The organism is Deltaproteobacteria bacterium (assembly GCA_016219225.1).
In the GTDB taxonomy this organism is placed as follows: domain Bacteria; phylum Desulfobacterota; class RBG-13-43-22; order RBG-13-43-22; family RBG-13-43-22; genus RBG-13-43-22.
The window spans coordinates 15,690-41,694 of record JACRBX010000094.1; the positions used below are offsets into that span (position 1 = coordinate 15,690).

At 48.6% G+C, this 26,005-nt stretch carries 21 protein-coding genes; 7 read left to right on the plus strand and 14 right to left on the minus strand.

The genetic code is table 11. From position 1 onward, the window contains the following. Nucleotides 1-5: 5 nt before the first annotated feature. The 7 genes from ade to alr all read right to left on the minus strand — a co-directional run bounded on the left by ade (nt 6) and on the right by alr (nt 9,701). Nucleotides 6-1,724 carry an adenine deaminase gene (gene ade, locus HY879_08040; protein ID MBI5603292.1) on the minus strand — a complete coding sequence of 573 codons (1,719 nt, stop codon included), beginning with the start codon at nt 1,722-1,724 and terminating at the stop codon, nt 6-8. An 81-nt stretch (nt 1,725-1,805) separates the two neighbouring features. Then, nucleotides 1,806-3,056: a bifunctional glutamate N-acetyltransferase/amino-acid acetyltransferase ArgJ gene (gene argJ, locus HY879_08045; protein MBI5603293.1), complete on the minus strand. Its 1,251-nt coding sequence runs from the start codon at nt 3,054-3,056 to the stop codon at nt 1,806-1,808. Further along, entirely contained in the window at nt 2,998-5,517 is a 2,520-nt protein-coding gene (secA, locus tag HY879_08050; GenBank protein MBI5603294.1) for a preprotein translocase subunit SecA, read from the minus strand. The genes argJ and secA overlap by 59 nt, the downstream gene beginning before the upstream one ends. Nucleotides 5,518-5,642: 125 nt before the next feature. Continuing rightward, nucleotides 5,643-6,098 (minus strand): N-acetyltransferase, encoded by a 456-nt coding sequence (locus HY879_08055; GenBank protein ID MBI5603295.1) that lies wholly within the window; start codon nt 6,096-6,098, stop codon nt 5,643-5,645. Next, nucleotides 6,095-6,811 (minus strand): SPOR domain-containing protein, encoded by a 717-nt coding sequence (locus tag HY879_08060; protein MBI5603296.1) that lies wholly within the window; start codon nt 6,809-6,811, stop codon nt 6,095-6,097. The genes HY879_08055 and HY879_08060 overlap by 4 nt, the downstream gene beginning before the upstream one ends. A 6-nt stretch (nt 6,812-6,817) precedes the next feature. After that, nucleotides 6,818-8,479, minus strand: coding sequence for an arginine--tRNA ligase (locus tag HY879_08065; protein MBI5603297.1), 1,662 nt, complete (start codon nt 8,477-8,479; stop codon nt 6,818-6,820). 76 nt (nt 8,480-8,555) lie between these two features. Beyond that, nucleotides 8,556-9,701 (minus strand): alanine racemase, encoded by a 1,146-nt coding sequence (gene alr, locus HY879_08070; GenBank protein ID MBI5603298.1) that lies wholly within the window; start codon nt 9,699-9,701, stop codon nt 8,556-8,558. Nucleotides 9,702-10,039: 338 nt separating this feature from the next. Here alr and HY879_08075 point away from each other — a divergent pair, with 338 nt between their 5' ends. Next, the gene (locus HY879_08075; protein ID MBI5603299.1) at nt 10,040-10,891 is read left to right on the plus strand and encodes a serine hydrolase; all 852 of its coding nucleotides are present in this window, start codon (nt 10,040-10,042) and stop codon (nt 10,889-10,891) included. Nucleotides 10,892-10,979: 88 nt separating this feature from the next. Here the strand turns inward: HY879_08075 and alaS are convergent, their stop codons facing one another. The 5 genes from alaS to HY879_08100 all read right to left on the minus strand — a co-directional run bounded on the left by alaS (nt 10,980) and on the right by HY879_08100 (nt 17,162). After that, nucleotides 10,980-13,640 carry an alanine--tRNA ligase gene (gene alaS / locus HY879_08080; protein MBI5603300.1) on the minus strand — a complete coding sequence of 887 codons (2,661 nt, stop codon included), beginning with the start codon at nt 13,638-13,640 and terminating at the stop codon, nt 10,980-10,982. A 105-nt stretch (nt 13,641-13,745) separates the two neighbouring features. After that, nucleotides 13,746-14,771: a recombinase RecA gene (recA, locus tag HY879_08085; GenBank protein ID MBI5603301.1), complete on the minus strand. Its 1,026-nt coding sequence runs from the start codon at nt 14,769-14,771 to the stop codon at nt 13,746-13,748. Nucleotides 14,772-14,891: 120 nt separating this feature from the next. Next, nucleotides 14,892-15,467, minus strand: coding sequence for an RNA 2',3'-cyclic phosphodiesterase (gene thpR / locus HY879_08090; protein MBI5603302.1), 576 nt, complete (start codon nt 15,465-15,467; stop codon nt 14,892-14,894). Continuing rightward, entirely contained in the window at nt 15,433-16,704 is a 1,272-nt protein-coding gene (locus HY879_08095) for a competence/damage-inducible protein A (GenBank protein MBI5603303.1), read from the minus strand. The genes thpR and HY879_08095 overlap by 35 nt, the downstream gene beginning before the upstream one ends. Then, the gene (locus HY879_08100) at nt 16,695-17,162 is read right to left on the minus strand and encodes a phosphatidylglycerophosphatase A (protein ID MBI5603304.1); all 468 of its coding nucleotides are present in this window, start codon (nt 17,160-17,162) and stop codon (nt 16,695-16,697) included. The genes HY879_08095 and HY879_08100 overlap by 10 nt, the downstream gene beginning before the upstream one ends. Before the next feature lie 315 nt (nt 17,163-17,477). Between HY879_08100 and HY879_08105 the strand changes: the two genes are divergently transcribed. Further along, on the plus strand, nt 17,478-18,422 hold the full coding sequence (locus HY879_08105; GenBank protein ID MBI5603305.1) for a CapA family protein: 945 nt from the start codon (nt 17,478-17,480) through the stop codon (nt 18,420-18,422). Then, entirely contained in the window at nt 18,419-20,719 is a 2,301-nt protein-coding gene (gene malQ, locus HY879_08110) for a 4-alpha-glucanotransferase (protein MBI5603306.1), read from the plus strand. Before HY879_08105 ends, malQ begins: the two co-directional genes overlap by 4 nt. Before the next feature lie 5 nt (nt 20,720-20,724). Here malQ and HY879_08115 read toward each other — a convergent pair whose 3' ends face one another. Then, a complete protein-coding gene (locus HY879_08115) occupies nt 20,725-21,267 on the minus strand; it encodes an O-acetyl-ADP-ribose deacetylase (GenBank protein MBI5603307.1) in 543 nt (180 codons plus the stop codon). Between the two features lie 112 nt (nt 21,268-21,379). Continuing rightward, nucleotides 21,380-22,135: an enoyl-CoA hydratase/isomerase family protein gene (locus tag HY879_08120; protein ID MBI5603308.1), complete on the minus strand. Its 756-nt coding sequence runs from the start codon at nt 22,133-22,135 to the stop codon at nt 21,380-21,382. A gap of 190 nt (nt 22,136-22,325) precedes the next feature. Between HY879_08120 and HY879_08125 the strand changes: the two genes are divergently transcribed. From HY879_08125 to ilvC, 4 genes are all read left to right on the plus strand, one after another. Then, the gene (locus HY879_08125; protein ID MBI5603309.1) at nt 22,326-22,553 is read left to right on the plus strand and encodes a DUF465 domain-containing protein; all 228 of its coding nucleotides are present in this window, start codon (nt 22,326-22,328) and stop codon (nt 22,551-22,553) included. A 5-nt stretch (nt 22,554-22,558) separates the two neighbouring features. Continuing rightward, complete coding sequence (gene ilvB, locus HY879_08130) at nt 22,559-24,247, plus strand: biosynthetic-type acetolactate synthase large subunit (protein ID MBI5603310.1); 1,689 nt, start codon at nt 22,559-22,561, stop codon at nt 24,245-24,247. 103 nt (nt 24,248-24,350) lie between these two features. Beyond that, nucleotides 24,351-24,911 carry an acetolactate synthase small subunit gene (gene ilvN / locus HY879_08135; protein ID MBI5603311.1) on the plus strand — a complete coding sequence of 187 codons (561 nt, stop codon included), beginning with the start codon at nt 24,351-24,353 and terminating at the stop codon, nt 24,909-24,911. After that, on the plus strand, nt 24,908-25,897 hold the full coding sequence (gene ilvC / locus HY879_08140; protein ID MBI5603312.1) for a ketol-acid reductoisomerase: 990 nt from the start codon (nt 24,908-24,910) through the stop codon (nt 25,895-25,897). Before ilvN ends, ilvC begins: the two co-directional genes overlap by 4 nt. Nucleotides 25,898-26,005: the final 108 nt, after the last annotated feature.

Consider the following 26,005-nt stretch of genomic DNA (forward strand, 5'->3'; position numbering starts at 1 on the left):
TTTCGTCAGGATTCAAACAGCGGCACAATTTCAAAACGGTTTACATCCACCAGCCCTTGATCGGTAATTTTTAATTCCGGGATTACCGGCAAAGCCAGGAAGGAAAGGGCCATAAAGGGGTTCTTCAGGCGGCAGCCGGTTAACTGTACGGCCTGGAGCAACTGTTGCTGCTGATGGATGACCGTTTCGATGGATTGATCGGACATCAACCCGGCGATGGGTAATGGAAGTCTTGCTTCTACTTTTCCCTGAACAACGACTGCCAAACCGCCGCCCATTTCTTCAACCGTCTTGACAGCCAGATACAACTCTTCGGGTTTTCGACCAACGACCAGGATGTTATGAGAATCGTGGGCCACTGAAGAGGCCAGTGCCCCTTTGGAAATTCCAAAGCCTTTAACCAACCCCAATCCTACGTTGCCTGTTCCTTTATGCCGTTCCACACAGGCCAGGGTGAGGATATCTTCTTGGGGCTTGAAGGCCACCAGGCCCTTTTTCCCCTGCACTTTTTGCCTGATCTTTCTGGTCAGGATTTGATCCGGGATCAATTCGATGATCTTGGCCCATTCTCCCTGGACGGGGATTTGAAATTTTTCAAGAGAAAGATTTCCGATCTTCATGCCGGCCATTTCACCGAGTTGAGAGGACCGGGGAGGCTCTCCCAGATAGCGGCCCTGCCGGGCCACCAGTTTTCCTTTTTTAAAGACTGCTTCCACTTCCATGGAGGACAGCGATTTCAGGATCAATATATCGGCCTGATAGCCGGGTGCAATGGCCCCCAGATGACGAAGACCAAAGTACTCGGCCGGATTCAGGGTGGCCATTTGAATTGCCAGAATGGGATTTAATCCCATCCCTACCGCCTGTCGGAGGACAAAATCAAGATGGCCTTCCTGTCGGAGGTCTTCCGGGTGCCGGTCATCGCTAACCAGCAGACATCGTCTCGCATTGCAAGAAAGGACCAGGGGAAGAAGATCTCGCAGATTTTTGGCCTGAGTCCCTTGTCGAATCATCACCGTCAGGCCCAAGGCGAGTTTTTCCCGGGCTTCCGATAATCGGGTACATTCATGGTCCGACCTGATCCCGGCTGTTACATAGGCACAAAGATCTTTTCCCGATAATAGGGGGGCATGACCGTCTTTGATTTTTTTTTGAAAGGAGATTAATTTCTTTAAAACCTCCGGATCCCCGAAGAGGACCCCTGGAAAATTCATCATTTCTGCCAGGCCCAGTACCCTGGGGTTGCGACTCAAGGTTTTTAAATCTCTGTCATTTAAAACGGCCCCCGAGCTTTCCAGATGGGTGGCCGGAACACAGGAAGGGGCCATGAAATACATTTCCAGGGGAAGGGCGTGACTGTTATTTAACAGAAATTCAATGCCACTCAACCCCTGGACATTAGCAATTTCGTGGGGATCGGCAATCAGTGTCGTTGTCCCCAGGGGGAGTATGGCGGGGGCCAGATTGGCGGGGGTCAGCAGGGAACTTTCAATATGAAAGTGTCCGTCAATGAAACCGGGGCAGATAAAACGATTACGGCAATCTATAATCTCCCGCCCTTGATACGATCCGAACCCTACAATACGATCTTCGCAAACGGCTACATCAGCCTCCTGGATTTCGCAGGAAAAGACATTGACGATTTTGCCGCCTTTAAGGACCAGGTCAGCCGGGATTTCTCCCCGGGCCACCTGGATGAATTGGTGGAGTTTGGTTAAGGTCATGGATTAAAAGAAGCATAGGGCAGAGGGCATAGGGTAAAGAGTAAGGAACCCCATGCTCTCTGCTCCATGCCCTCTGCGGTTTCAGGTCCTGTAGTCGGCATTGATGCGCACGTAATCCAGGGAAAGATCACAAGTATAGACTGTGGTGTTGGCCTTTCCTTGATGCATATCGATTCGGATGGTCAGGGCCGGCTTTTTTAAAACCCGGCCGGCCAAAGATTCTGCCCTGGCCCCTTTGCTGATTCCATTCTTGACTACCGGTAGATCGTCGAAGAAAATGTCCACTTTTTCGGGATCGAATGGAACACCGGCTCTTCCTAAAGCGGCCAGGATCCTTCCCCAATTGGCATCCTGGCCGAAAAGGGCTGTTTTCACCAGAGGAGAGGTGGCTACGGTCATAGCCAAGGTTTTGGCTTCTTCTTCGGACCTGGCCCCTTCAATTTGAAGAGTCACGTCCTTGGTTGCCCCTTCGCCGTCCTTTACAATCATTTTGGCCAAGGTTAATAAAATCCCATCCAAGGCCCGGCCGAAAGCCCGGGAACCCTGGCTGTTAAAATCTTTCAAAATAGGATTTCCTGCCAGTCCGTTCGCCATGATCAGGACCATATCGTTGGTACTGGTGTCACCATCCACCGTGATCCGGTTAAAGGAATGATCGGTGGATTTTTGTAAAAACTGGCCCAGAAGGGCAGGGGAGACCGCCAAGTCGGTGAGCACAAAACAGAGCATGGTGGCCATATTGGGATGGATCATACCGGCCCCTTTGGCCAGGCCCACCATATGGACCTTTTTCCCCATTACTATCAGTTCTTTTGCAACTATCTTGGGAAAGGTATCGGTAGTCATGATGGCTTCGGCCACATTCGGCAGTCCTTGAGGGGACAGGGTGTTAATCAGAGCCGGGATGGCCTTATGCATGCGAGATACAGGCAGTTTTTTACCGATCACCCCGGTCGAGGCCAGAAAAAGCTGCGCATCCGGGATGGATAAAAGTTGAGAAACCTGTAGGGAGAATTTTTGGGTTTCTTTAAGCCCGGTCCGGCCGGTACAGGCATTGGCGTTGCCGCTGTTGACCAGGATGGCCCGGCCTGTTTTTTGGGCAATCCTTTCCATGTCGATTTGAATCGGTGCGGCCTTTACCTGATTGCGGGTAAAGACACCGGAGATTACCGCCGGCACTTCTGAAAAAATCAAACCCAAATCGGGTCGTTGGTTCCCCTTTTTAATTTCAGCCGCAATGGCGGCCGCCAAAAAACCTGGAACCCCGAAAGGTTTATTTTTGGCCGCAACACCTTTTGTATTTTTTTCCGCTTCCGCAGGGACAGGGATCATTTCTTCCCACCTTCTTTCCTTCTCTTTTCTTGGGCGCAGCGCTTTCTTCTCCGCCATGGCTGAAGAACATAGGCCTTTCCGATCGTTCGGTCAAGGGCTGGATGTCCTCTTCACGGGCCAATTGAAGACGATAAAGGTTGGCGACGGTCTGTTCCTTGATCCGTTCAATCATATCCACGAATATTTCATAACCTTCCCGCTGATACTCGCGCAAGGGGTCCCGCTGGCCATAACCTCGTAAGCCGATCCCTTCTTTTAAATGATCCATGCTGAGAAGATGATCTTTCCAGGTGACATCGATTGTTTCCAGCATGACCATCTGTTCCAAAGAATCCATGACTTCCGGACCGATAGTTTCGATTTTTTTTAAATAGGTCGACCAGATCTGATCCCGGATCTGTTCTTTCAGGTCCTCGGGCTCGGGTAGGGGGTCCTGCCCATCGAAAGAAAGCTTAACAGAGAACTGTTGAAAGAGCTTGTCGGACAGGGATTTAAGATCCCATTCTTCCGGGGAAATTTTTTCGCTCACAAAGATATCCATAATTCCATCAAGAAGGTCTTCGGTCATTTCCTGGATCATTTCTCTTAGATCTTTACCTTCCAGGACCTTGCGTCTTTGCCCATAGACGACCTCGCGTTGTTGATTCATGACATCATCATACTCGATGAGGTGCTTCCTGATTTCGAAGTTGTGTCCTTCCACTCGTCTCTGGGCATTTTCGATGGCCTTGGAAATCAGGGAATGTTCAATCGGTTCTCCTTCTTCCATGCCCATCTTCCCCATAAGGCCGGAAATACGATCGGAGCCGAAGATCCGCAGCAGGTCATCCTCGAGGGAGAGGTAAAAACGGGAACTCCCCTGATCCCCCTGACGTCCGGAACGCCCCCGGAGTTGGTTGTCGATACGGCGGGATTCATGACGTTCGGTACCTAAGATATGCAGACCTCCTAACTCATTGACCCCTTCTCCCAGGACGATATCGGTCCCCCGGCCGGCCATATTGGTGGAGATGGTGACCACCCCTTTTTGTCCGGCTTGAGAAACGATATCGGCTTCCAATTGGTGATTTTTGGCGTTCAACACCGAATGTTTAATTCCTTCCCGGGAAAGCACTTTGGCCAGTCTTTCAGATTTTTCAATGGAGATCGTTCCCACCAAAACCGGCTGACCTTTGGTATGCAGTCGTTTAATCTCCTCGATGATGGCCTGGAATTTTTCCAACTCATTACGGTAAATCACATCCGGAAAATCTTCCCGGATCATTTTTTTATGAGTGGGGATGACGACTACTTCCAGGTTGTAGATCTTTTTAAATTCCGGGGCCTCGGTATCAGCCGTTCCAGTCATTCCTCCTAATTTTTTATACATGCGAAAATAGTTCTGAAAGGTGATGGTGGCCAGGGTTTGATTTTCACTCTCTATCCGCACACCTTCTTTGGCCTCCAAGGCCTGGTGAAGCCCTTCGCTGTATCGACGTCCCGGCATCAGACGGCCGGTGAATTCATCCACAATGATGACTTCGCCTTCCTTGACGATATAATCGACGTCTCTCTTGAATAGGGCATGGGCTTTAAGGGCCTGATTGATGTGGTGCACTAAAAGCATATGGCGAGGATCATAAAGATTATCCACCTTCAATAGTTTTTCTGAATGGGCAATCCCGGTCTCGGTTAAGACTACAGTCCGGGTCTTCTCTTCAATGGTATAATCCTTCTCTTTGTGCAACCTGGGGATAATCTGGTTGATGTCATAATACATACGGGTTGATTTTTCCGCCGGTCCGGAGATAATCAACGGGGTACGGGCCTCATCAATCAGGATACTGTCTACTTCATCGACAATGCCGTAATTAAAAGGGCGCTGCACATAATCGGAAAGGGAGAACTCCATGTTGTCCCGGAGATAGTCGAATCCGAATTCGTTGTTGGTTCCATAAGTCACATCCGAGCCGTAGGCGGTCCTTCGTCCTTCCTTATCCAAATCATGAACAATGACCCCCACGGAAAGGCCCAGGAAACGATAGATCCCTCCCATCCACTCGCTGTCCCGTCTGGCCAGGTAATCATTGACCGTCACTACATGAACACCTGCACCAGTCAAGGCATTCAAGAAGACAGGAAGGGTGGCGGCCAAAGTCTTGCCTTCTCCAGTTTTCATTTCAGCGATTTTACCTTCATGGAGGACAATTCCCCCAATGACCTGGACATCAAAAGGACGCATCCCCAGCACCCGGACCGAGGCCTCCCGAACAACGGCAAAGGCCTCGGGAAGGATTTCTTCCAGGGTTGCCCCCCGGGCCAATTGTTCCTTAAACTGGGCGGTCTTGGCCTGGAGTTGAGCATCTGTTAAAAGGCGCATATCCCGTTCCAGGTCATTAATACGATCGACAATAGGGGCCAGGCGACCAAGTTCCCGGTCATTCTTGGTTCCGACCACTTTTTTAATTAGACTACTGAACATAATGCCTTTCAATGAATACGGTTCAAGGTCCAGGGTGCAAGGTGCAAGGTGCCCGGTTAGGTCTCAGGTCTGAAAGGTTGGGGTTTTCTCCTTAGACCTTGCACCTTAGACCTTGAACCGTTTTTTTATATTTCCAGCAGCACAGCCACTTCGTCACACTCCGGAAATTTCACACAATTCAAACAATCAGACCAGATTTTATGAGGTAATAGACTTTTGTCCACACCCTTGAAACCGACCTTTTTAAAGAAATCCACCCGGTAGGTCAAGGCGAATATTTTATAGAGGCCTAATGTAATGGCTTCGGAAACGCAGGCTTCCACCAATCGGGTTCCTATCCCCTGTCGGGTGTAGGCTTCAGCCACGGCCAGGGATTTGATTTCGGCCAAATCTTCCCAGCACAGGTGCAGGGCACAGGTGCCGCATATTTTTTCTTCGCCTTCAGGAATAAAGACATAGTAGTCCCGCAAATAGCCATACAACTCATTCAGGGAGCGGGGAAGGAGCAAGCCTTTCTGGGCATAGTGCTCCAACAATTTTTGGATCGGTTTGACGTCCCTCATGGTGGCTTTTCGGATCATGGGTTGTTTTCCAGCACCACAGCCTGGAAGCCGTCATGGGCTAACTTTTTAACCATTTTTTCGGCTTCCAACCTGGTCTTCAAAGGACCAATCTGAACCCGGAACCATTTTCCGCCTTTTTGGGGGATTTCTTTGGCCTTCAAATAAGCCTGATACCCTTTTCCCTGTAATCGCTTAACACCGGATTGGGCCGTCGCCTCCTCACGATAAGATCCGATTTGAACCATGAAGCTTTCCGTCTCCCCCGGGGATGACGGAGACTCTTTGAAAACCTTGGCTTCCGGCTGCGTTTCCTTGGACTCCTTTTGAGTTTCCGGCGAAGCGGTTTTGTTGGTTGCCTCGGCCTTCCCCTCTCCTGATAAGGGTTTAGGGGTTGGCGTGGGAGCCGTCATCAGGGTGTTTCCCGAATCTTTTTGGGAGAGCTTATCATAAAAGTCCAATTGGGGTTTAAGGATTTCCGCCTGAGGACCATCGCCTTTTTTTTCCTGGGCCAGATATTTATCCATCAGGGCCTTTTTCTCTTGTTGAAGTTTCTGAATTTGATCACTAAAGGCCCGGCTTATGGTGTCTGAAACGTATCCACGACCGACAATGATTCCCAAGATAAAGACCCAACACAAGATGAAGAGGGCTCCGGCGATACTGATGATCATCTGGGTCCTGTTCAGCTCAAAAGAGAATCGTTTTTTTCGATTGTAGGGTTGCGGCTTCATTATCCCTCACATTTTTTCCGGGGCGGAAACTCCCAACAAATGTAAAGCATTTTTTATTACTATTCCTATGGCCTGGGAGAGGATTAAGCGAGCCTGACTCAGTTCACGGTCCTCAAGGAGGATTCGGTGTTGGTTATAATAATAATGAAACTGGGCCGCCAATTCCCCTAAGTAAAAAGGTAACCGGTGGGGTTCCAACTTGATGGCCGCCTGCCCTACCTCTTCCGGATATTCCATCAAATGTTTGCAGATCCTTCTCTCTTCAGGCAAGGTCAATCGATGGATGGTCTTTAAATCCAGGTCGTTTATGTTAAATCCTTGTGACTGCGCTACACCTAAGACACTGCAAACCCGGGCATGGGCATACTGAACATAGAAAACGGGATTTTCGTTGCTCTGTTTTTTGGCCAGATCCAGATCAAAATCCAAAGGGCTGTCCGATCGCCTGGTCAGGAAAATATAGCGGGCGGCATCCCGGCCCACTTCATTCAAGACTTCTTTTAGAGTGATGAATTCTCCTGCCCTGGTGGACATGGCGACGGGTTTGCCCTCCCGGATCAAGGTAACCAGTTGAACCAGGATGACCGTCAAATCATTCGGGTCCCTCCCTAAACTCTGAAGAGCAGCTTTCAGCCTGGGGACATAGCCATGATGGTCTGCCCCCCAGATATCGATCAGCCGATGATAACCTCGGCTGAATTTTTGTAAATGATAAGCCATGTCCGAGGCGAAATAGGTCAAGGCGCCGTTGGCCCGCACCACCACCCGATCTTTCTCATCTCCGAAAGACTTACTATTAAACCAGGTGGCCCCCCCTTCCTGATACAAAAGACCTTTGTCTTGCATCTCCTGGAGCAGGGCCTCAACCTTTCCCTCGTTAACTAAACTGGCCTCACTGAACCAGGAGTCGAAATGGATTCCAAAATTTTTCAGGTCTTCCTGAATGTCTTTTAAGATGGCCGTACGGCCATATTGGGAAAAGAAAGACAGGTCCGGAAAAGACCCTGCCAAGGCCCCGTTGGAAATTCCTTGTTTTATTTCGGCAGCGATGTCTTTTATATAAGCACCCTGATAGCCGTTTTCCGGAAACACAGAGGATTCCCCTTGTAATTCCTTAAATCGAGATTGAAGGGAACGACCCAACGTTTCCATTTGGGTGCCGAGATCATTTAAATAGTACTCCGTCGTTACTTCATGGCCGGTGGCCTTCAATAATTCGGTTAAAGCGCCACCGAGGGCGGCGCCCCGGCCATGTCCTATATGCAAGGGACCGGTGGGGTTGGCACTGACAAATTCTATCTGGACTTTCAGCCCTTCTCCCAACCGGCTTTGACCAAAGGCATTCTTTTGGCGGAGAATGGTAGGGAGAATATTTCGAAGGGCGTCGTCTTTTAAATAAAAATTAATAAACCCCGGTTTAACCACTTCGATTTTCTCCAACCAACCGGATTCGGTCGAAATCTTCGCTGCCAAAGATTCGGCTATGGCCATAGGAGACTTTTTCAGCACTTTGGCCATAAGCATGGCCCAATTGGTGGCATAATCCCCATAGTCCTCAATTTTGGGGACAGAAAGGATAATAGGACTATTTAACAGAGGGCCCCCCGAATAATCCCCCTGAGTTCCTGCGATGGCTTCTTGTATCCGTTTTTTAAGTTGATCGCGCACTCGATTTTTCTCTCTATGGGAAAATTAAATCTATTATAACCCAAACTTTTTTTTATAATCTTTTTTTTATCCTATGTCAAATATCTAAATATTTTCGGTGATTCAACCTCCCCAGGAGACATAAGAGTTCATAGGGGATGGTTTCCGCTTTTTGGGCCAGTTCATCAGCACTAACGTTATCTCGCCCTTGACTTCCCATAAGCACGACTTCATCGCCCGGTTGTATCGGGAGGGTGGGATCAACCCGGACTATGATCAGGTTCATACAAACCCGCCCGATGATAGGAAAACGACGTCCCCGTATCAAGACTTCGCCCCGATTGGATAAAATTCTGGGATAACCGTTAGCGTACCCGATGGGGATAATAGCAACGGTTTCCGGTCGAGCAGTAATATAAGTTCCCCCATAACTGACTTCAACCCCAGCCGGCAGTTGTTTGACTTGCAGGATGCGGCTTTTTAAAGTCATGACCGGTGTTACCTTGAAAGGTCGGGTCCGGACGGCCGGAATGGTCGGGTTACACCCATACAGCAAGATTCCGGGGCGAACATACTGGAGGTGGCTATGGTTATAATTGAGCAGGGCGGCGCTATTGGCCATATGGTTTTGGGTTAATGCGAATCCAAGTTGTCGAGCCCTGTCAACGGCCATGACAAATCGTTTCCATTGCAGGTCATTATAGGGTTGTTTTTTAACGTCCGCCTGGCCGAAATGCGATGTTATCCCGGTTACTTGAAGACCTTTTAACAAGATCAGTTTTTTTAAGAAGGCTTCCAGTTCAGACCAAGGCACCCCTAAACGGCCCATGCCGGTATCAACCTTGAGGTGGACCGGGAAAAGTATTTTCCTTTTTCGGGCGGCCCGGTGGAGCTGTTGAGCCACTTCCAAAGAATAGACGACCGGGGTCAATCGGTAGCGAAGACAAGCGGTGCTTTCTTCAGCATAACACCCCAGCAAAATGACTACCGGGATATGGGCACTGACCTTTTTCCTGACCATGATCCCTTCCTCGACAGAACCGACGCCAAGAACGGTTATTCCGAGACGAATCAATTCCCTGGCAACGGGAACCAGGCCATGACCGTAGGCATCGGCTTTAACAACCGCCATGATTTTGGCAGGGGGGTTAATCTTCTCCCTGATGGATAGATAGTTTTCTTTGAGATGGGAAAGATTTATTTCGACCCAGGAACCCGGAGTAGAACGAACAGGGTTTTTCATAAGTCACCGGCAAAAAAATATCTATATGATTTTTAATAAGTTAAAAGATGGCCTGCCAATATTTCTTGACAAGAAAACCTGAAATTTCTTAAGTTGTCTGTATGACCCTTTTCAATAAAAAAATCATCCTGTCTTTGTTTTTGTCCTTCTTATTAATTTTTAACCTTCCCCTGCAGGCTGCTCAGACGGCGGATGGGCCGGTTGAAACAACAGAAAAAAGCATTCATAAAAAAACTAAAAAGAAGAAAACCAAACGTCTTCGGCAAAAAAAGAAACGAAAAAAGTCCCCTTCGATTAAAAAAAAGAATAAGGCTGTTTCCTCCCCTGGGTCGCATCGCGTGGTTGAAGCAAATGACCTGCCGATTGAAAATACCTTTCAGTCCCCTGTTGTCCTCGAAGGCAGTACCATTCAAAGCCTGGTTGAGAATGAACTTATCCATCTCAAGGTCAGCCGGCGACTTTTGCCGGGCGACGAGATTTCCCTTCAATTATACGACCTGACTGCTAAAAAAATGCTGGCCGACATTAACGGGAATGAAACCCGAAATGCGGCCAGCCTGATCAAACTTTTTGTCATGTTGGCTGTTTATGATTCCATTTCCCGTCAAGAGTTCCATGAAACCCCTGAAATAGAACACCACTTATATCGAATGATCGCCGTAAGTGATAACGGGGCTACGAATTATTTGATCCGTCGTTTGGGGAATGGGGATGCCCTTCAAGGGATCATGATTATCAATGCCTTGGTACGTCGAGTCGGTTTCTCCAGCACCCGTCTCCGGGAGCTGATCCCCGATGGAGGAAAAACTTATGCCAACCAGACTTCGGCGGCCGACACCACTCTTTTCTATCGATTACTCTATGAACAGAAATTAATCAGCCCCCAATATTCCCAGAAAATGAATGAACTCTTACTGAAAAATATTCATGATCGCATCAAAACGCCCCAAATCAAGCGCGATGGCGTGGCCGTAGCCGACAAGACCGGTTATGTTCGCGGCTTAAATGGCGACTGTGGTATCGTCTATCAAAAAAGCCTTACCAACGGGTGTGATTATGCCCTTTCCATTATTATTGAAAATAAAACCCGTCCTTCCGATGGAGGATGGGGAAAGAAAAAGAGCTCCGTCATCCGGTATCTTTCGGATCGAATCTACCAGACCCTGAAAAACGGCCAATCCAAGAGCTAACCAAAACTATTTGAAATTTTGGAATCCAGGAGCCAGAATTCAGTTTTAAAATTATGAGAGATCAATATTTAGAAAGCGTAGCGATCCTCTAACCTTTGCCAGAGCCCCCTTCTTCCCCAATCCATTCATAAACCTGGGCCAGGATTGTTTCCAGTAAATCAGGGCGATTACCGCCGGCCTGGGCCATGTCCGGTCTTCCCCCGCCGTCTCCCCCCAGGGCATTGGCAATCCGTTTGATGATTTTTCCGGCCTGGAATTTCCGGGTAAGATCTTTGGAGACCATGGTTACCAATAGAACCTTTTCATCGTTTACCCCGCCAAGGATGACGATTCCTGAGCCCAGACGGTCTCGAAGGGAATCGGCCATATCCCTGAGCTCCTTGGACTCACTGATGGGGACAGGAGTGGAAAGGATTTTGATCCCTTGGATCTCCCGGGCGCCTTCCAGGATTTTTTCAATCCCCCCTCCGCCGAGAAGCGTTTTATTCAACCGGGCGATGGTTCGCTCCAATTCTTTCTGCTGGGCCAGAAGTTTTTCAATACGGAGCCCCAGATCTTCCGGTCCCACCTTCAACAATTCTCCTAAGGCTTTCAGACGTTCTTCGGTTTGATGAACGATTTTTACAGCCTCCTTTCCGGTAACCGCCTCAATCCGTCTTACCCCGGAAGCCACGCTTCCTTCGGATAGGATCTTAAAAAATCCTAAATTTCCGGTTCGAGAGGAATGAGTCCCTCCACATAATTCCTGGCTGAAATCCCCAATGCGCACCAGGCGAACCCGGTCACCGTACCTTTCTTCAAATAAGGCGATAGCCCCGGTTGCTTTGGCCTCTTCATACGCCATGACCTTGGTATCTACCGGAAAATTTTTCTGAATCTGTGCATTAACCAGATCTTCCACGGCCTGGAGTTCTTTCAGGGACAGGGCCGAATAATGGGAAAAATCAAAACGCAGTCTTTGGGGAGATACCAGGGATCCTGCTTGTTTGACCTGATCTCCCAAAATACGACGTAAGGATCCATGGAGCAGGTGAGTGGCGGTATGGTTGTTAGCCGTAGAGGATCGCCAGTCGTTGGAAACAGAAAGGATAACCCGGTCTCCTACCTTCAAGGTCCCTTCCTGCAAACGACCGCGATGTAGGATCAAACCATTCGGTAAGGCAAAGGTCGTTTCCACAGAAAGCCAACCCTGCTTGGAAGTAATAGTCCCCTGATCGCCGGATTGTCCCCCCGATTCGGCATAAAAAGGGGTCTCCGCTGCCACCAGCTCAATTTCTCCGGGAGCGATGGCCTGTTTGGTTTCTTTTCCCTCCTGAATTAAGGCTAAAATTGGGGATTCTTTCTCCAGAGTGGTATAGCCGATAAATTCATTTTTTAAATCCCGGGCCATCAGATCTTTATAGACGTCCTCAAGCTCCCGCTCCCCGCTGCCTTTCCAGGCTTGCCGGGACATCTCCCGTTGTCTTTCCATATGGAGATCGAAACCTTCCTGGTCTAGGCGCAGGTCCTGGTTTCGGATCACATCCTGTATGATGTCCAGAGGGAATCCGTAGGTATCATATAACTTAAAAACCAAGGCACCCGGCAGGACATTCTCTTTTTGCAATCGGAGCCGGTCTAATTCATCATTAAGGACTTTTAAGCCATAATCCAGAGTCTCCAGGAAGCGCTCTTCTTCTTTTTGAATGACCTGGGAGGTAAAAGGAATCTGTTCCTTAACCTCGGGAAAGATGTCGGACATCACCTCGGCCACAACCTCGGCCAAACCATGCAAAAAGGGTTTGTTAATACCCAAGACCTTGCCAAACCGGGCCGCCCGACGCAATATCCGGCGGACCACATAACCCCTTCCTTCGTTGGATGGGATGGCCCCATCGGCTAATAAAAAGGCCAAAGCCCGGCTGTGGTCGGCGATAACCTTGATGGCAATATCGGTTTCTTCTTTTTGCCCTATACGGGTTCCGGAAAGGGTCTCAATGGCCAGGATGATGTCCCGAAAGAGGTCGGTCTGAAAATTATTGGGGACTCCCTGGATGACGGCGGTGATACGTTCCAGCCCCATACCGGTATCAATGCTCGGTTTGGGTAACGGCAATAAAACGCCGTTCGAGTCGCGGTTAAACTGCATAAAAACCAGGTTCCAGATTTCCAGGTAACGATCGCAATCACATCCGGGGGCACAGTCCGGCCGATCACAGCCGAGTTCGGGTCCCTGATCGATCAGGATTTCCGAACAGGGCCCGCAGGGACCGGTATCTCCCATGGACCAGAAATTATCTTTGTCCCCCAACCGGACGATCTTTTCTTTGGAAATCCCTATTTTTTGGTGCCAAATTTTATAGGCCTCATCGTCTTTTTCATAAACGGAGACATAAAGTTTTTCTTCCGGCAGATTATAAACCTTGACCAATAGATTCCAGGCCAGATTAATGGCCTCGGGTTTAAAATAATCGCCGAAGGAAAAATTGCCCAACATCTCAAAGAAGGTATGGTGGCGGGCAGTCCGGCCGACATTTTCCAGGTCGTTATGCTTTCCTCCGGCGCGAACACATTTCTGACTGGAGACGGCCCGGGAATACTCCCGTCGTTCTTCCCCTAAAAAAATCCTCTTGAAAGGGACCATTCCGGCATTGGTAAAGAGCAGAGTGGGGTCGTCCCGCGGGATCAAGGAAGCGCTCTTGACGACCTCGTGTCCCTGATCTCTAAAGTAGTCCAAAAAGGTTTGACGTATCTCTTTTCCGGTTTTCAATGATGATTATCCTTTCCGAAAAACAAGGGTTCAAGGATTCCAGGATTCCAGGGTTCAAGGATTAGGTCACTTGAATCATGGAACCCTCGACCCTTTGAATCCTGGTTATTGTTGTGGTTCCTTGATCAATCCATAGGTTTGTTTAACTTTTGTTTCGACTTCGGCCAGGGCTTCCGGATGTTCTTTAAGATAACCCCGGGCATTGTCACGGCCCTGGCCGATGCGATTACCTGCAAAAGAATACCAGGTACCGCTTTTCTCAATAATATCGTGCGCTACTCCGAGATCCAGGATATCCCCTTCTTTGGATATCCCTTCTCCGTAGAGGATGTCAAATTCAGCCTCTTTAAACGGAGGGGCGATCTTATTTTTGACTACCTTGACTTTGGTCCGGGTTCCGACGATTTCCTGCCCATCCTTAAGGGTGCCGGTTTTCCGTATATCCAGCCTCAGGGAAGCATAAAATTTTAAGGCATTTCCACCGGTAGTGGTTTCGGGATTGCCGAACATAACGCCGATTTTCATCCGGATCTGGTTGATAAAAACCAGGGAAGTGTGGGTCTTGCTGATGGTCCCGGTCAGTTTTCTAAGGGCTTGAGACATGAGCCGGGCTTGAAGCCCCATATGGGCATCTCCCATTTCTCCTTCGATTTCTGCCCGGGGGACCAGGGCCGCCACGGAATCGACTACGACGATATCCATGGCCCCACTGCGTACCAGTATTTCAGCAATCTCAAGGGCCTGCTCTCCGTTATCGGGTTGGGAGACCAGGAGGTCATCGCAATTCACCCCCAATTTATTGGCATAGATGATATCCAAGGCATGTTCGGCATCGATGAAAGCAGCCATGCCGCCTCTTTTCTGGGCCTCGGCGATGGTGTGCAAGGCCAGGGTGGTCTTGCCGGATGATTCCGGCCCATAGATTTCGGTGATTCGGCCACGGGGAATTCCGCCGATGCCGGTGGCAATGTCCAGGGATAAAGATCCTGTAGGAATAAAAGGGATATCGGCGGTTAAGGCCTCTGCTCCCAGACGCATAATAGAGCCTTTTCCAAACTGCTTTTCAATTTGACTCATAGCCATTTCTATGGCCCGGCCTTTGTCACCGCCTTTGTCACCATTTGGTTTCATATTACCTCCCTGTAAATTGGAAAATTATGGTTTGTTATTTTGATGAAATCCTAAAAAGTTCTAACTTTTTCAATTGAAGTGACGGAGTACTGAGATATTGGATTTTTTCAAGCCATCACCCTATAGCACGTTATTTTGTTCCAGTGGAAAGACCCCCAACCGGGTATAAACCGGCCCGGCAGGTTTCAAATCGCTTCGGAAAAAAATCAATTCCTGCACCTCAAATGAGGCCGTCTCTTCTTTCGACCATCCGGACAAGAGCGTATAAAGGGGCTCATTTATTTGATTTAACTTGTTCCTCCCCAGGGTCAGATGGGGATGAAATGGCCGTTCTTCTTTCGGGATTCCCAGGGGAATAAGGGCCAGTTCAAGGTCATGGTAAAATCCCTGCAGGATCTCAATCTCTCCCCCCAGACCGGCCCAGATCACCCGGGGCCTGAACAGGTTTGGAAAAGCGCCCAACCCTTTCAGACTCAGTTTGAACCTGGGGTAAGCCGGGGCAACCTTCAAAAGTGTCTGTGAAATTTTTTCAACCCTTTCATCGGGTATGGAGCCAAAAAACTTCAAGGTCAAATGGGTGTTTTCTGAGGAGACCCATTTAATATTTGAAGGAATCTTACGCAGCTCGTTGATAACACTTGCAATGCTCCCCTTCAGGTTTTCAGGAAGTTCTATCGCTAAAAAGGAACGTATCATCTAAGAGAAGCCTCCGGACCCAATTCAGGGCGGTATAGGCCGTCAGGATTTTGATTTGTGCCCGTCGGCGGCCAAAAAGAAAATGCCCGGCTTTACTGCCTTGCTCCGAAGACAGGGCAATCCAGACCGTTCCAACGGGTTTTTCAGGGGTTCCCCCTCCAGGGCCGGCTATGCCGGTGACGGCCAATCCTAAATCTGATCGGCTTTTTTCCCGAATACCCTCAGCCATTAAGAGGGCAGTTTTTTTACTGACCGCCCCATATCGGGATAAGGTCCTTTGGGGAATTCCGAGCAGTTCCGTTTTGGCCCGGTTGCTGTAGACAATGAGGCCACGATCGAAATATTCAGAACTTCCCGGAACATTGGTAATTTGATGACCGATCAGGCCGCCAGTACAGGATTCGGCCACAGCCAGGGTCCATTTTTTTTGCCGCAATAAATCGCCGACTACTTGTTCCAGGGTTTGATCATTTTTGGAAACAAGATACTCGGATAATTGTTCTTCCACCACCTTTTCGATGCTATCCAGGAGGGAGTCGGCCCACTGGGCTTTTTCGGCCCGAACGGAGACCGTTAAGTGATGCTCGGGAAAATTGGGATAAAACCCTAATTGGAGAGTTTCATAATGCTTTGCCAAATCCTTAAGCTTTTCATTGATCTCCGGTTCCAATAAACCAAAAATCTTGTAAACCCTTTGCCGGATGACCCCTTGACCCGGATATTGCTGGATTAAATAAGGAATAATCTGACGGTCTAAGAACCTTCGCATTTCACCGGGTACCCCGGGTAAGAAGAAAAAAGGTTTCCCTTTTTCTATCATGATAAAACCGCAGGCCTTTGGTCTGGGTTGAAAAAGTTCCACCCCTTCCGGTAACCAGGCCATTTTTTCAAAAATGGGGTCCCAGGGGATGGCCCTTTTCGTTAAAAATTTTTTAATTTGACCTTGAAGACCCTGATTGAGGACCAGGGGTCGGTGAAAAGTACGACTGACGGCATCAACGGTCAGATCATCCAGGGTTCCCCCCAAACCACCGGTCACTATAACCGCATCAGCCCTTTTTTCGGCCTTTTTCAGGGCCGAACAGATTACCTTGGGCTGGTCTCCGATCAGGACAATACGGCTTACTTCAAATCCGAAGGAATGCAACCTGGCAGCGGCATAACCGGCATTTTGGTCCAGGACCCGGCCGGTAATCAATTCATTACCTATACCAATGATTTCTATTTTTAGCCCCATAAATAAACCAGGATACGAAGTATGATTTGGCTATAAACCCCGGCTAAAACGTCATCCAGGACGATGCCCCAACCTCCCGGCAGACCCTGATCGATTTTTCGAATCGGAAAGGGTTTTAAAATATCCATGATCCGGAAGATAAAAAAACCTGAAACAGCCATGGTCCAGGAGAAAGGCATTCCAGCCATGGCGGTCAGATAACCGACTATTTCGTCGATCACAACCTGGGAGGGATCTTTCCGGTTCCAAATTTTTTCTGCTTGTCCGGCCAAAAGGATGGCCAGGCCGATGGAGCCAATAATAAAAAGAACCTGGATCCAAAGGGATTGAGTTGAAAGCCAGAAGAAAATGGGCAGCCCCCAAAGGGTTCCAAAAGTGCCTGAAGCCAGGGGGATATAACCCAGATAGGTCCCGGAACTCAGAAATAAGATCGGCCCTTTTAAAGAAGGGTTGCTCATTGGATTTAATATTCCCACCGGAAGAGAAATAGCGATCTTTAATAGTTCGATTTTTATACTTTTTTGGATCAATTGTCAAGATGATTGGGGAGGAGAAATTTCCGAATCAGGCGGATTGGTCTGATTTAGAATTTTGCCGTTTAAAAGGGTTGATTTCTGTAGTATATTTATTTCTCTAAATCTATTTGGCGAAAGATACGCTCCGTGAAACGCAATAATTTCATTTTTTTCTTGTTGTTAGTATTGGTTACCGGGTCTTTCCTCCCAAAGACTTTTGCCGGAGATTATTTGACTGTTATTGCCGTAGGAGACATTATGATGGGCTCAACCGGGTTGCGGGGAATATTGCCCCCTGACGACGGGCGGGACCTGTTTAATAATATTCGACCTTATATGAACGACGGGGATATTGTTTTTGGAAACCTGGAAGGCCCCCTCTTGGATGAAGGAGAATCCGGCAAGTGCCGGGAAGAAAAAAGCCGCTATTGCTTTGAATTTAAAAGTCCGACCCGTTATGGACGTTATCTTAAAGAAACCGGTTTTAATGTATTAAATATTGCCAACAACCACATCCTGGATTTTGGAACGGAGGGCATCAAAAGCAGTCTGGAGACCCTGGGTTCCCTTGGGATTGCTCCCTTGGGGGGAGAGGCCGTGGTTGAATTAACGATAAAAGGGAAAAAGGTCGCCTTGGTCGGATTTTCCTATCTTTCTTCAAAATATTCCTTTTCCATACTGGAGATAGAAAAGGCCAGGGAGATCATAGCCCGGTTGAAGGCCACCCATGATTTGGTCATTGTAACCTTTCATGGTGGAGCGGAGGGGAAATCGGCCCTTCAGGTCAGGGACGAAAATGAAATATTCTTGGGTGAAAAAAGGGGGAATGTCATACATTTTTCACGGTCCGCGGTTGATGCCGGTGCGGACCTGGTTCTGGGCCATGGCCCTCATGTGTTAAGGGCATTAGAGATTTACAAGGGAAAATTAATCGCCTATAGCCTGGGGAATTTTTTAACCTATGGGATGTTTAACCTGAAAGGACCTAATGGAATCAGTGTCATCCTGAAGGTCCGGTTGGATACTGAAAAGGGCGGGTTATTGGAAGGAGGGATCATTCCGGTAAAATTGGTTAATGGAGGCATTCCGGTATATGACAGTACTCAGGAAGGGATTGCGTTGTTGAAAGAGCTTACCCATAATAACGGGTATGACTTTAATGTCCGGATAAGCGACGAGGGCGAAATCAGGCCAATTCGATGATGGATTCTGAAGAATACCAAAAATTATTGGCCCGACTGGCAACCCTGAAAGGGATTGAACCTGAATATCGGGACAACTTCGGCCATATTCATCCCATCCCACAGGAAACCAGGGTCAAGATCCTTAAGGCCATGGGTTGTAAGGTGGAAGATTTTGAAAAACTGAAAGCGGTAGTTCGGGGAGAGGAATATCGGGAATGGAAACAGTTAATTGAACCTGTTCGGATCGTCTCGATTAATGCCTTGCCGGAAGAATTGAGCTTTCAAATCCCGGTAAATAAAGAATTGGAGCTTGACCGATTGCCTGACGATATTCAGGTTCACTTAAAAATTCGTGAGGAAAACGGCAATCTTAAGGCCCACTATTTTCTTCACGAACATCTCCGGTTTAAAGAAGCCAGAGAGATCGAGGGGGCCATTTATTTAAGAGGGGGTCTTCCTTTTCCCAAAGGGCTTCCATTAGGCTATCACCAGATTTTTTTTATGGTACTGCAGGCCGGTCATCGTTTTAGACAGTCCATAAGGCTGATTGTTTGTCCGGAAAAGGCTTATCTCCCCCCGGGTCTTAAAGATGCCGGTCTGAGGGCCGGATTGACCATTTCCCTGGCCGGACTTCGCTCCCGGCATAATTGGGGAATAGGGGATTTTGGTGACCTGAAGGAATTGGTGCGCTGGGCTATCTTGTCCCTTCAGGTGGATGTTATCGGACTCCTTCCCTTACATGCCCTTTCCAATAAGGAACCTTATAATATCAGTCCCTATTATCCCACCAGCCGTTTTTATCGGAATCCCATTTATTTGAATATCCCTGAAATAGAAGAATATAACTACGCTCCAAAGGCCTGGAAAATGGTAATGGCTCCGGAGACGCAAAAATGGTTAGACGAACTTAACGGATCGGAAAAGGTTCAGTTTGAGAGGGTGGATAGCCTGAAACAAAAGATTTTGAAAATAGTTTTCCAAATTTTCATAGAACGCCATTGGAAGACGGCCGGACAAGAGACCCGTCGGCAAAAAGAATTTACGGCTTATATCGACCGGGAAGGGAATCTGCTGGACCGCTATGCTGTTTATTGCGCCTTGAACGACCATTTTCAGAAAGAAAACTCCAAAATTTATACCTGGAAACAGTGGCCTTTTCCTTTTCAAAATCCTGATTCCCGGGAAGTCGAAACCTTTCGAAAAGGGCACTGGCAAGAAGTCTTGTTCCATAAATATCTTCAATGGCAAGTGGAGGCCCAATTGTCGGAAGTCCAGGATCTGGCGTTACAATCAGGGGCTGAGATCGGTCTCTATCACGACTTGGCCCTGGGCATTGATCCTGAGGGGGCCGATTCCTGGGCTTGGCCGGGTTTTACCGTCCCTGGTGTCCGGGTTGGGGCACCGCCTGATGACTTTTCCCCTAAAGGGCAGGATTGGGGGTTTTCCCCACCCAATGAAGAAACCTATCGTCAGGAGGGATTTAAACCCTTTGCCTGGGAGATACGGAAAAACAGCCATCCCGGGGGGGCGTTACGGATCGACCATATCTTGAAACTCGCCCGTCTCTTTTGGATATTGGAAGGACAGGCCCCGGTAGATGGGGCCTATGTAAGATATCCTTTTGATGAATTGATTCAGGTCCTGGCCCTGGAAAGTGTTCGCACAAAAACCCTGATCATCGGTGAGGATCTGGGGACCATTCCGACCCAATTAAGAGAGAGCCTGCAAAAGCAGGGCATTTTTTCTTATCGGTTGTTTTACTTCGAAAAAGATGAGACCGGAGACCTGAAGGCCCCGGAAAGCTATCCGGAACTGGCTTTGGCCTCGATCAGTACCCATGACCTGCCCCCCTTAGCCGGATTCTGGAGTATGGAGGATATTATTCTTCGGAAAGAATTAGGTCTTTTCCTGGAAGAAGGGCAATCTCATCAGGCTATGGCCGAGCGGATCAAGGAAAAGCGCCGGATGATCGACCGGCTTCAAACTCTTGGATTCCTTTCCCGGGAAGAAGCACTGACGCTCCATGCTCAGGAAGAACCGGTTTTAACCGAAGAACTCCATCGGGCCGTCATGGCCTTTCTGGCCTCCACCAAGGCCAAGCTTCTGGTCTTGAGCCAGGAGGATCTATTCCTGGAGAAGGCGCAGCTCAACCTGCCCGGGACCATCACCGAACATCCTAATTGGTCCAGAAAGATGCGTTATTCCATAGAAGAGCTCTGGGAACATCCCGATGTCCAAAAGATGGCCCGGTTATTTCGAGCTGCAATAGATGGATCGGGAAGGGGGATAAAAGGGTCAGGAACGGGAGAGAGATAATTTTTTCATTTCCCCAACCCCAATGCTTCGCCGGTTGCTTGATAATAAGCCTGGTAGGCTTGATTCCCAAAAAGGACAAACCCTACCCGGTGGAAAACCGGATTTTCACGGATGTAGGTCGTAACGGTTTTTACAGCGATACTGGCGGCCTCGTCCAGCGGATACCCGTAAGCGCCGGTGCTCAAAGAAGGAAAAGCCACCGACTTTATCTCTTTTTTATGGGCCAGTTTCAAGCTTTCCCGGTAAGCGCTGGCCAGAAGTCCGGCCTCCCCTTTGTTTCCCCCATGAAAAACAGGTCCGACGGTGTGGATAACGTATTTGGCCTTAAGATTTCCGCCGCTGGTAATCACCGCCTGTCCGGTAGGGCAGCTCCCGATCCTTCGGCAATCCTCCATGATAGCCGGTCCGCCGGCCCGGTGGATGGCCCCGTCCACCCCACCACCGCCGGCCAGACGGGAATTGGCGGCATTGACAATGGCCTCTGTTTCCTGTTGGGTGATATCCCCTTCTTCCAAGAAAAAGAGGGTCGGTCCGATTTTAAATTCCATGAAATGCCTCCTTTGTGGGGCGCAAGGCACAAGGCACAAGGTACAAGGGCTTAACTTAAAATCAAACAAATCGTTTGCCTTGAGCCTTGTGCCTTGCGCCTTACGCCTGTTGTTAAAATTTTTTCATGGCCTCTTTAAGCCTTTCCCGGGCCTCTTCGGCATACCAAAATTTTAAAAACAGATCTACATCGTCCTCCAGGCGCCGGCGGATATCCTCGGCCACCGAACCGGTTCTATTCTTCTTGATTGCTCCAAAGGCCTCAGCCGGAAGACCGCCCAGTAACCGGGCCTTGGTCAGAGACTCCTGAAAAAGGTTTTCCGAAGGGAAAAGGCCGTCGATGATCCCCATGGATAAGGCCTCTTCGGCCGGGATCATTTTCCCGGTATACATCATCTCTGTTGCCTTCCGGTCTCCGGCCAGTTGTCTTAAAATGCAATCCGAGAGGTAGGGCAAAGGAACACCCAGGTTGATTTCGTTTAAGGCGCAAAATTTTTTTCCCTGGCTCATAAAACGGTAATCACAGCATGAAGCCAGGATAAACCCCCCGGCGATGGCATGGCCGTTAAGGGAAGCGATGGTCGGTTTGGGGAAAATATAGAGATTTAAACAGAGCAGGTTGTAGGCCGTAAAGAATTCCTTAAAGACTTGAGGGTCCTTGGAATAGAGTTCAGGGAGATCAAAACCCATGGAAAAAAATTTATCATTGGCGCTGGTCAGGACCAGGGAATGGACCCCCTGGCTGTCCTGAGCTTCCTTCAGATGAAGCGCAAGCTCTTTTACCAGTTCTCTGTTTATGGGGTTGGGTATCCCCCGATTTAATTTTAATATCCGAACCTGTTCTTCTGTCGAGGCTTCGATCCACCCCATAGGCTGACCTCCTTAAGTCTGATAGATTTTGGAATTGAGGCATTTTGAAATTATACCCTATTCTATTTCATGAATTCCAATTAATTTTTCAAACTTATTTTAGATTTTAATTAACAGGTTACACCTATCTTTGTATTTGACAAAACGACCGGGATATTTTAATATCCATTAAATTCTAAGGGAGTAGCTTATGGAAAAAAGAGACGAAGAATTAATCGCCCAACTGATTGCCGAGGATGAAGAACTGCGAAAGTTGGTGAAAGAACACAAAGAATTTGAAAGCCAGTTGGAAGAATTCAATAAAAGGTTATACCTTTCCGATGAAGAAAATCGAGAAAAGAGAAAGCTTCAAAAATTAAAGCTGGCCGGCCGGGATCGGATTGAACAGATATTGAGAGACCACCGGGCAAAAGGTTAAAGCGCTTGAGATTAAGTGGAGCCGAAATCGTTATAGAAAGCTTGATCCAGGAAGGGGTTACCTCTATCTTCGGGTATCCCGGAGCAGCTATTACGGACATTTATGACACCCTGGATAAAAGTCCCATCCGTCATTATCTGGTGCGCCATGAACAGGGCGCCGTCCATATGGCTGATGGATATGCCCGGACCTCAGGAAAGGTGGGTGTTTGTCTGGTGACCTCCGGCCCGGGGGCCACCAATACCGTTACGGGAATAGCTTCGGCCTATATGGACTCTATCCCCATTGTGGTTTTTACCGGCCAGGTTCCAACCCCATTAATCGGCAATGATGCTTTTCAGGAAGTGGACATTGTAGGCATCACCCGTCCTTGTACCAAACACAATTATTTGGTTAAGGCGGTTGAAGATCTGGCTGGAATCATAAAGGAAGCCTTTTACCTGGCCCGTTCCGGTAGACCGGGACCGATCCTGATCGATTTGCCAAAGGATATACTGCACAACAAAACCGAATTTAAGTATCCTAAAAAAATTGAGATGCGCAACTACCGGCCGACTTACAGCGCCCATCCCAAACAAATCGAAAAAGCAACAGCACAGATCCTGAAGGCCAAGAGGCCGGTAATCTATGCCGGAGGCGGGGTCATTACCTCCCATTCTTCCTCAGAATTAAAAACCTTAGCCGAGAGCTTGACCATTCCCGTAACGACTACCCTGATGGGGTTGGGGGCCTTTCCCGGCAGGCATCCCCTGTGGCTGGGGATGCTGGGGATGCACGGGACTTATTGGGCCAATATGTCCGTGGCTCATTGTGATCTCTTGATTGCCGTGGGAGCCCGATTTGATGATCGGGTCACGGGTAAGGTGGATCTGTTCGCCCCCGAGGCCCGGATTATCCATATCGACATCGATCCCACATCGATCCGGAAAAATGTCTCGGTGGATATCCCGATTGTCGGAGATTGCAAGGATGCCTTAACCAAATTAAATCAACTGGTCCAAAAACCGGGAAAACAGGAATGGCGTAAGATAAGACAACCCTGGCTGGAACAAATCAAGGAATGGAAGGAAACCCACCCGCTAAACTATGAACAGGGAAAAGACGAAATCAAACCCCAATACGTGGTTGAAAAGATTTATGAACTGACCAAAGGAAAGGCCATCATCGCCACGGAGGTGGGACAAAATCAGATGTGGGCCGCCCAATATTATCATTTCGACCAACCCAATTCCTTTATTACATCCGGTGGATTGGGGGTCATGGGGTATGGTTTTCCGGCCGCGATTGGGGCCCAGGTGGCCTGCCCGGACCGAATCGTATTCGATATTGCCGGAGACGGGAGTATCCAGATGAACATTCAGGAAATGGCAACGGTTGTGGCCAATCAATTGCCGGTGAAGATTGCCATTTTAAATAATGGTTATTTGGGGATGGTGCGTCAATTCCAGGAACTTTTTTATGAAAAAAGGTATGCCCAGACCTTCCTCAAGGGCAATCCCGATTTTGTGAAAATAGCTGAAGCCTATGGGGCAACCGGACTCAGGGCCAAGCACCCCGAAGAGGTGGGGCCGGTTATCGAAAAGGCCTTATCCATTAAAGGACCGGTGATAATCGATTTTGTTGTCAGCCCTGAAGAATGTGTCTCTCCAATGGTCCCTTCCGGAAAAGCCATGACCGAGATGCTGTTGGTGTAAAATAAGCGATCTGGAATCAGCGGTCAGCGTCCAGCCAAGATGGTTATTGGTTTGCTGAAAGCTGACCGCCGACCGCTGAAAGCTACGACTATTAGGCTACTAAATGGAAAATAACCAGGATCAAAAACATACTATTTCTGCATTGGTGGATAACGAACCCGGGGTCCTGTCGCGCGTTACGGGTTTATTCAGCGGCCGAGGTTTTAATATTGAAAGTCTTTGTGTGGCTGAGACCATGGATCCCCTGGTTTCTCGAATTACCTTAGTAACACGAGGAAATGATCAAATTATAGAACAAATAACCAAACAGCTCAATAAACTGATCAATGTCATTAAGGTAATAGATTTTACCAATACCGAATTTGTCGAAAGAGAGATGGCCTTGATTAAGGTCCGGGCCGAGGCCCAAACCCGGGCCGAAATTTTGAGAATCGTAGACATCTTCCGCTGTAAGGTGGTCGATGTAAGTCCCCAATTTTATACGATTGAGGTGACCGGCAATGAAGGGAAAATCAAGGCTATTTTGGATTTGCTGGGTCCCCTTGGGATTAAAGAAATCGCCCGCACCGGTGCTATTGCCATGGCCCGGAGCAAAAAAGAAGGTTCATTAAAGAGGGAAAAATCTGTTATACTACAAGAGACGTTTGGAGGAGGAAAGAAATGAAAATTTTTTATGACCAGGAAGCAGATCTTAACATCCTAAAAGGAAAGAAAGTAGCCATCATCGGCTACGGGAGTCAGGGACACGCCCAGGCCTTGAATTTACGGGATTCAGGGGTGGACGTGGTTGTAGCTGAATTGGCCGGTACTCCTAATTACCAACTGGCCCAGGAACAAGGATTTGTTCCGGTTACTGCGGCCCAGGCCGCAGCCCAGGCCCAGGTTATTCAAATCCTGGCCCAGGACCATGCCCAGGCCTATCTGTTTGAAAATGAGGTCCTGCCCCATTTGACGCCCGATAAAACCATCGTTTTTTCACACGGCTTTAATATTCATTATGGGCAAATTGTCCCCCCGTCTAATGTGGATGTGGTCATGGTTGCCCCCAAGGGACCAGGTCATTTGGTACGTCGGGAATTTGAAAAAGGGGCCGGGGTTCCATCCCTGGTTGCGATCCATCAGGATCCTTCCGGCAATGCCATGAAGACCGCTTTGGCCTATGCCAAGGGGATTGGAGCCACCCGGGCCGGCGTTATCTTGACCACCTTTAAAGAAGAAACGGAAACCGATCTCTTCGGTGAGCAGGCCGTTTTGTGCGGCGGTGTAACCGCTTTGGTCAAGGCCGGCTTTGATACCCTGGTGGAGGCCGGGTATCAACCCGAGATCGCTTATTTTGAATGTTTACATGAGTTAAAACTGATCGTGGATTTAATGTATGAAGGGGGCATCAGCCGGATGCGTTATTCCATAAGTGATACGGCTGAATACGGCGACTTGACCCGCGGAAATCGCATCGTCACGGAAGAGACCCGGGAAGAGATGCAGATAATCTTGCAAGAGGTCCAAACGGGTGAATTCGCTCGAGAATGGATCCTGGAAAACAAGGCCAATCGACCGGTCTTTAATGCCTTGCGGCGTATTGAGGCCGAACATCCCATAGAAGAAGTGGGCCAGAAACTCCGCGATATGATGAGCTGGCTGAAGAAATGATGATGAGGGTTCAAGGATTCAAGGGTTCGAGGATTCGAGGTTGTTGTCACTCCCGGCCAGTGTTCGGGGTTCAGAGTCCGGAGTGGTAGGTCTTCGCTCCCATTACTC

Coding starts and splice junctions, on each gene's coding strand:
- ade (MBI5603292.1), bottom strand. CDS start 1,724: ATGACCTTAACCAAACTCCACCAATTCATCCAGGTGGCCCGGGGAGAA.
- argJ (MBI5603293.1), bottom strand. CDS start 3,056: ATGATCCCTGTCCCTGCGGAAGCGGAAAAAAATACAAAAGGTGTTGCG.
- secA (MBI5603294.1), bottom strand. CDS start 5,517: ATGTTCAGTAGTCTAATTAAAAAAGTGGTCGGAACCAAGAATGACCGG.
- HY879_08055 (MBI5603295.1), bottom strand. CDS start 6,098: ATGATCCGAAAAGCCACCATGAGGGACGTCAAACCGATCCAAAAATTG.
- HY879_08060 (MBI5603296.1), bottom strand. CDS start 6,811: ATGAAGCCGCAACCCTACAATCGAAAAAAACGATTCTCTTTTGAGCTG.
- alr (MBI5603298.1), bottom strand. CDS start 9,701: ATGAAAAACCCTGTTCGTTCTACTCCGGGTTCCTGGGTCGAAATAAAT.
- recA (MBI5603301.1), bottom strand. CDS start 14,771: ATGAAACCAAATGGTGACAAAGGCGGTGACAAAGGCCGGGCCATAGAA.
- thpR (MBI5603302.1), bottom strand. CDS start 15,467: ATGATACGTTCCTTTTTAGCGATAGAACTTCCTGAAAACCTGAAGGGG.
- HY879_08095 (MBI5603303.1), bottom strand. CDS start 16,704: ATGGGGCTAAAAATAGAAATCATTGGTATAGGTAATGAATTGATTACC.
- HY879_08100 (MBI5603304.1), bottom strand. CDS start 17,162: ATGAGCAACCCTTCTTTAAAAGGGCCGATCTTATTTCTGAGTTCCGGG.
- HY879_08105 (MBI5603305.1), top strand. CDS start 17,478: ATGATGGGCTCAACCGGGTTGCGGGGAATATTGCCCCCTGACGACGGG.
- malQ (MBI5603306.1), top strand. CDS start 18,419: ATGATGGATTCTGAAGAATACCAAAAATTATTGGCCCGACTGGCAACC.
- HY879_08115 (MBI5603307.1), bottom strand. CDS start 21,267: ATGGAATTTAAAATCGGACCGACCCTCTTTTTCTTGGAAGAAGGGGAT.
- HY879_08120 (MBI5603308.1), bottom strand. CDS start 22,135: ATGGGGTGGATCGAAGCCTCGACAGAAGAACAGGTTCGGATATTAAAA.
- HY879_08125 (MBI5603309.1), top strand. CDS start 22,326: ATGGAAAAAAGAGACGAAGAATTAATCGCCCAACTGATTGCCGAGGAT.
- ilvN (MBI5603311.1), top strand. CDS start 24,351: ATGGAAAATAACCAGGATCAAAAACATACTATTTCTGCATTGGTGGAT.
- ilvC (MBI5603312.1), top strand. CDS start 24,908: ATGAAAATTTTTTATGACCAGGAAGCAGATCTTAACATCCTAAAAGGA.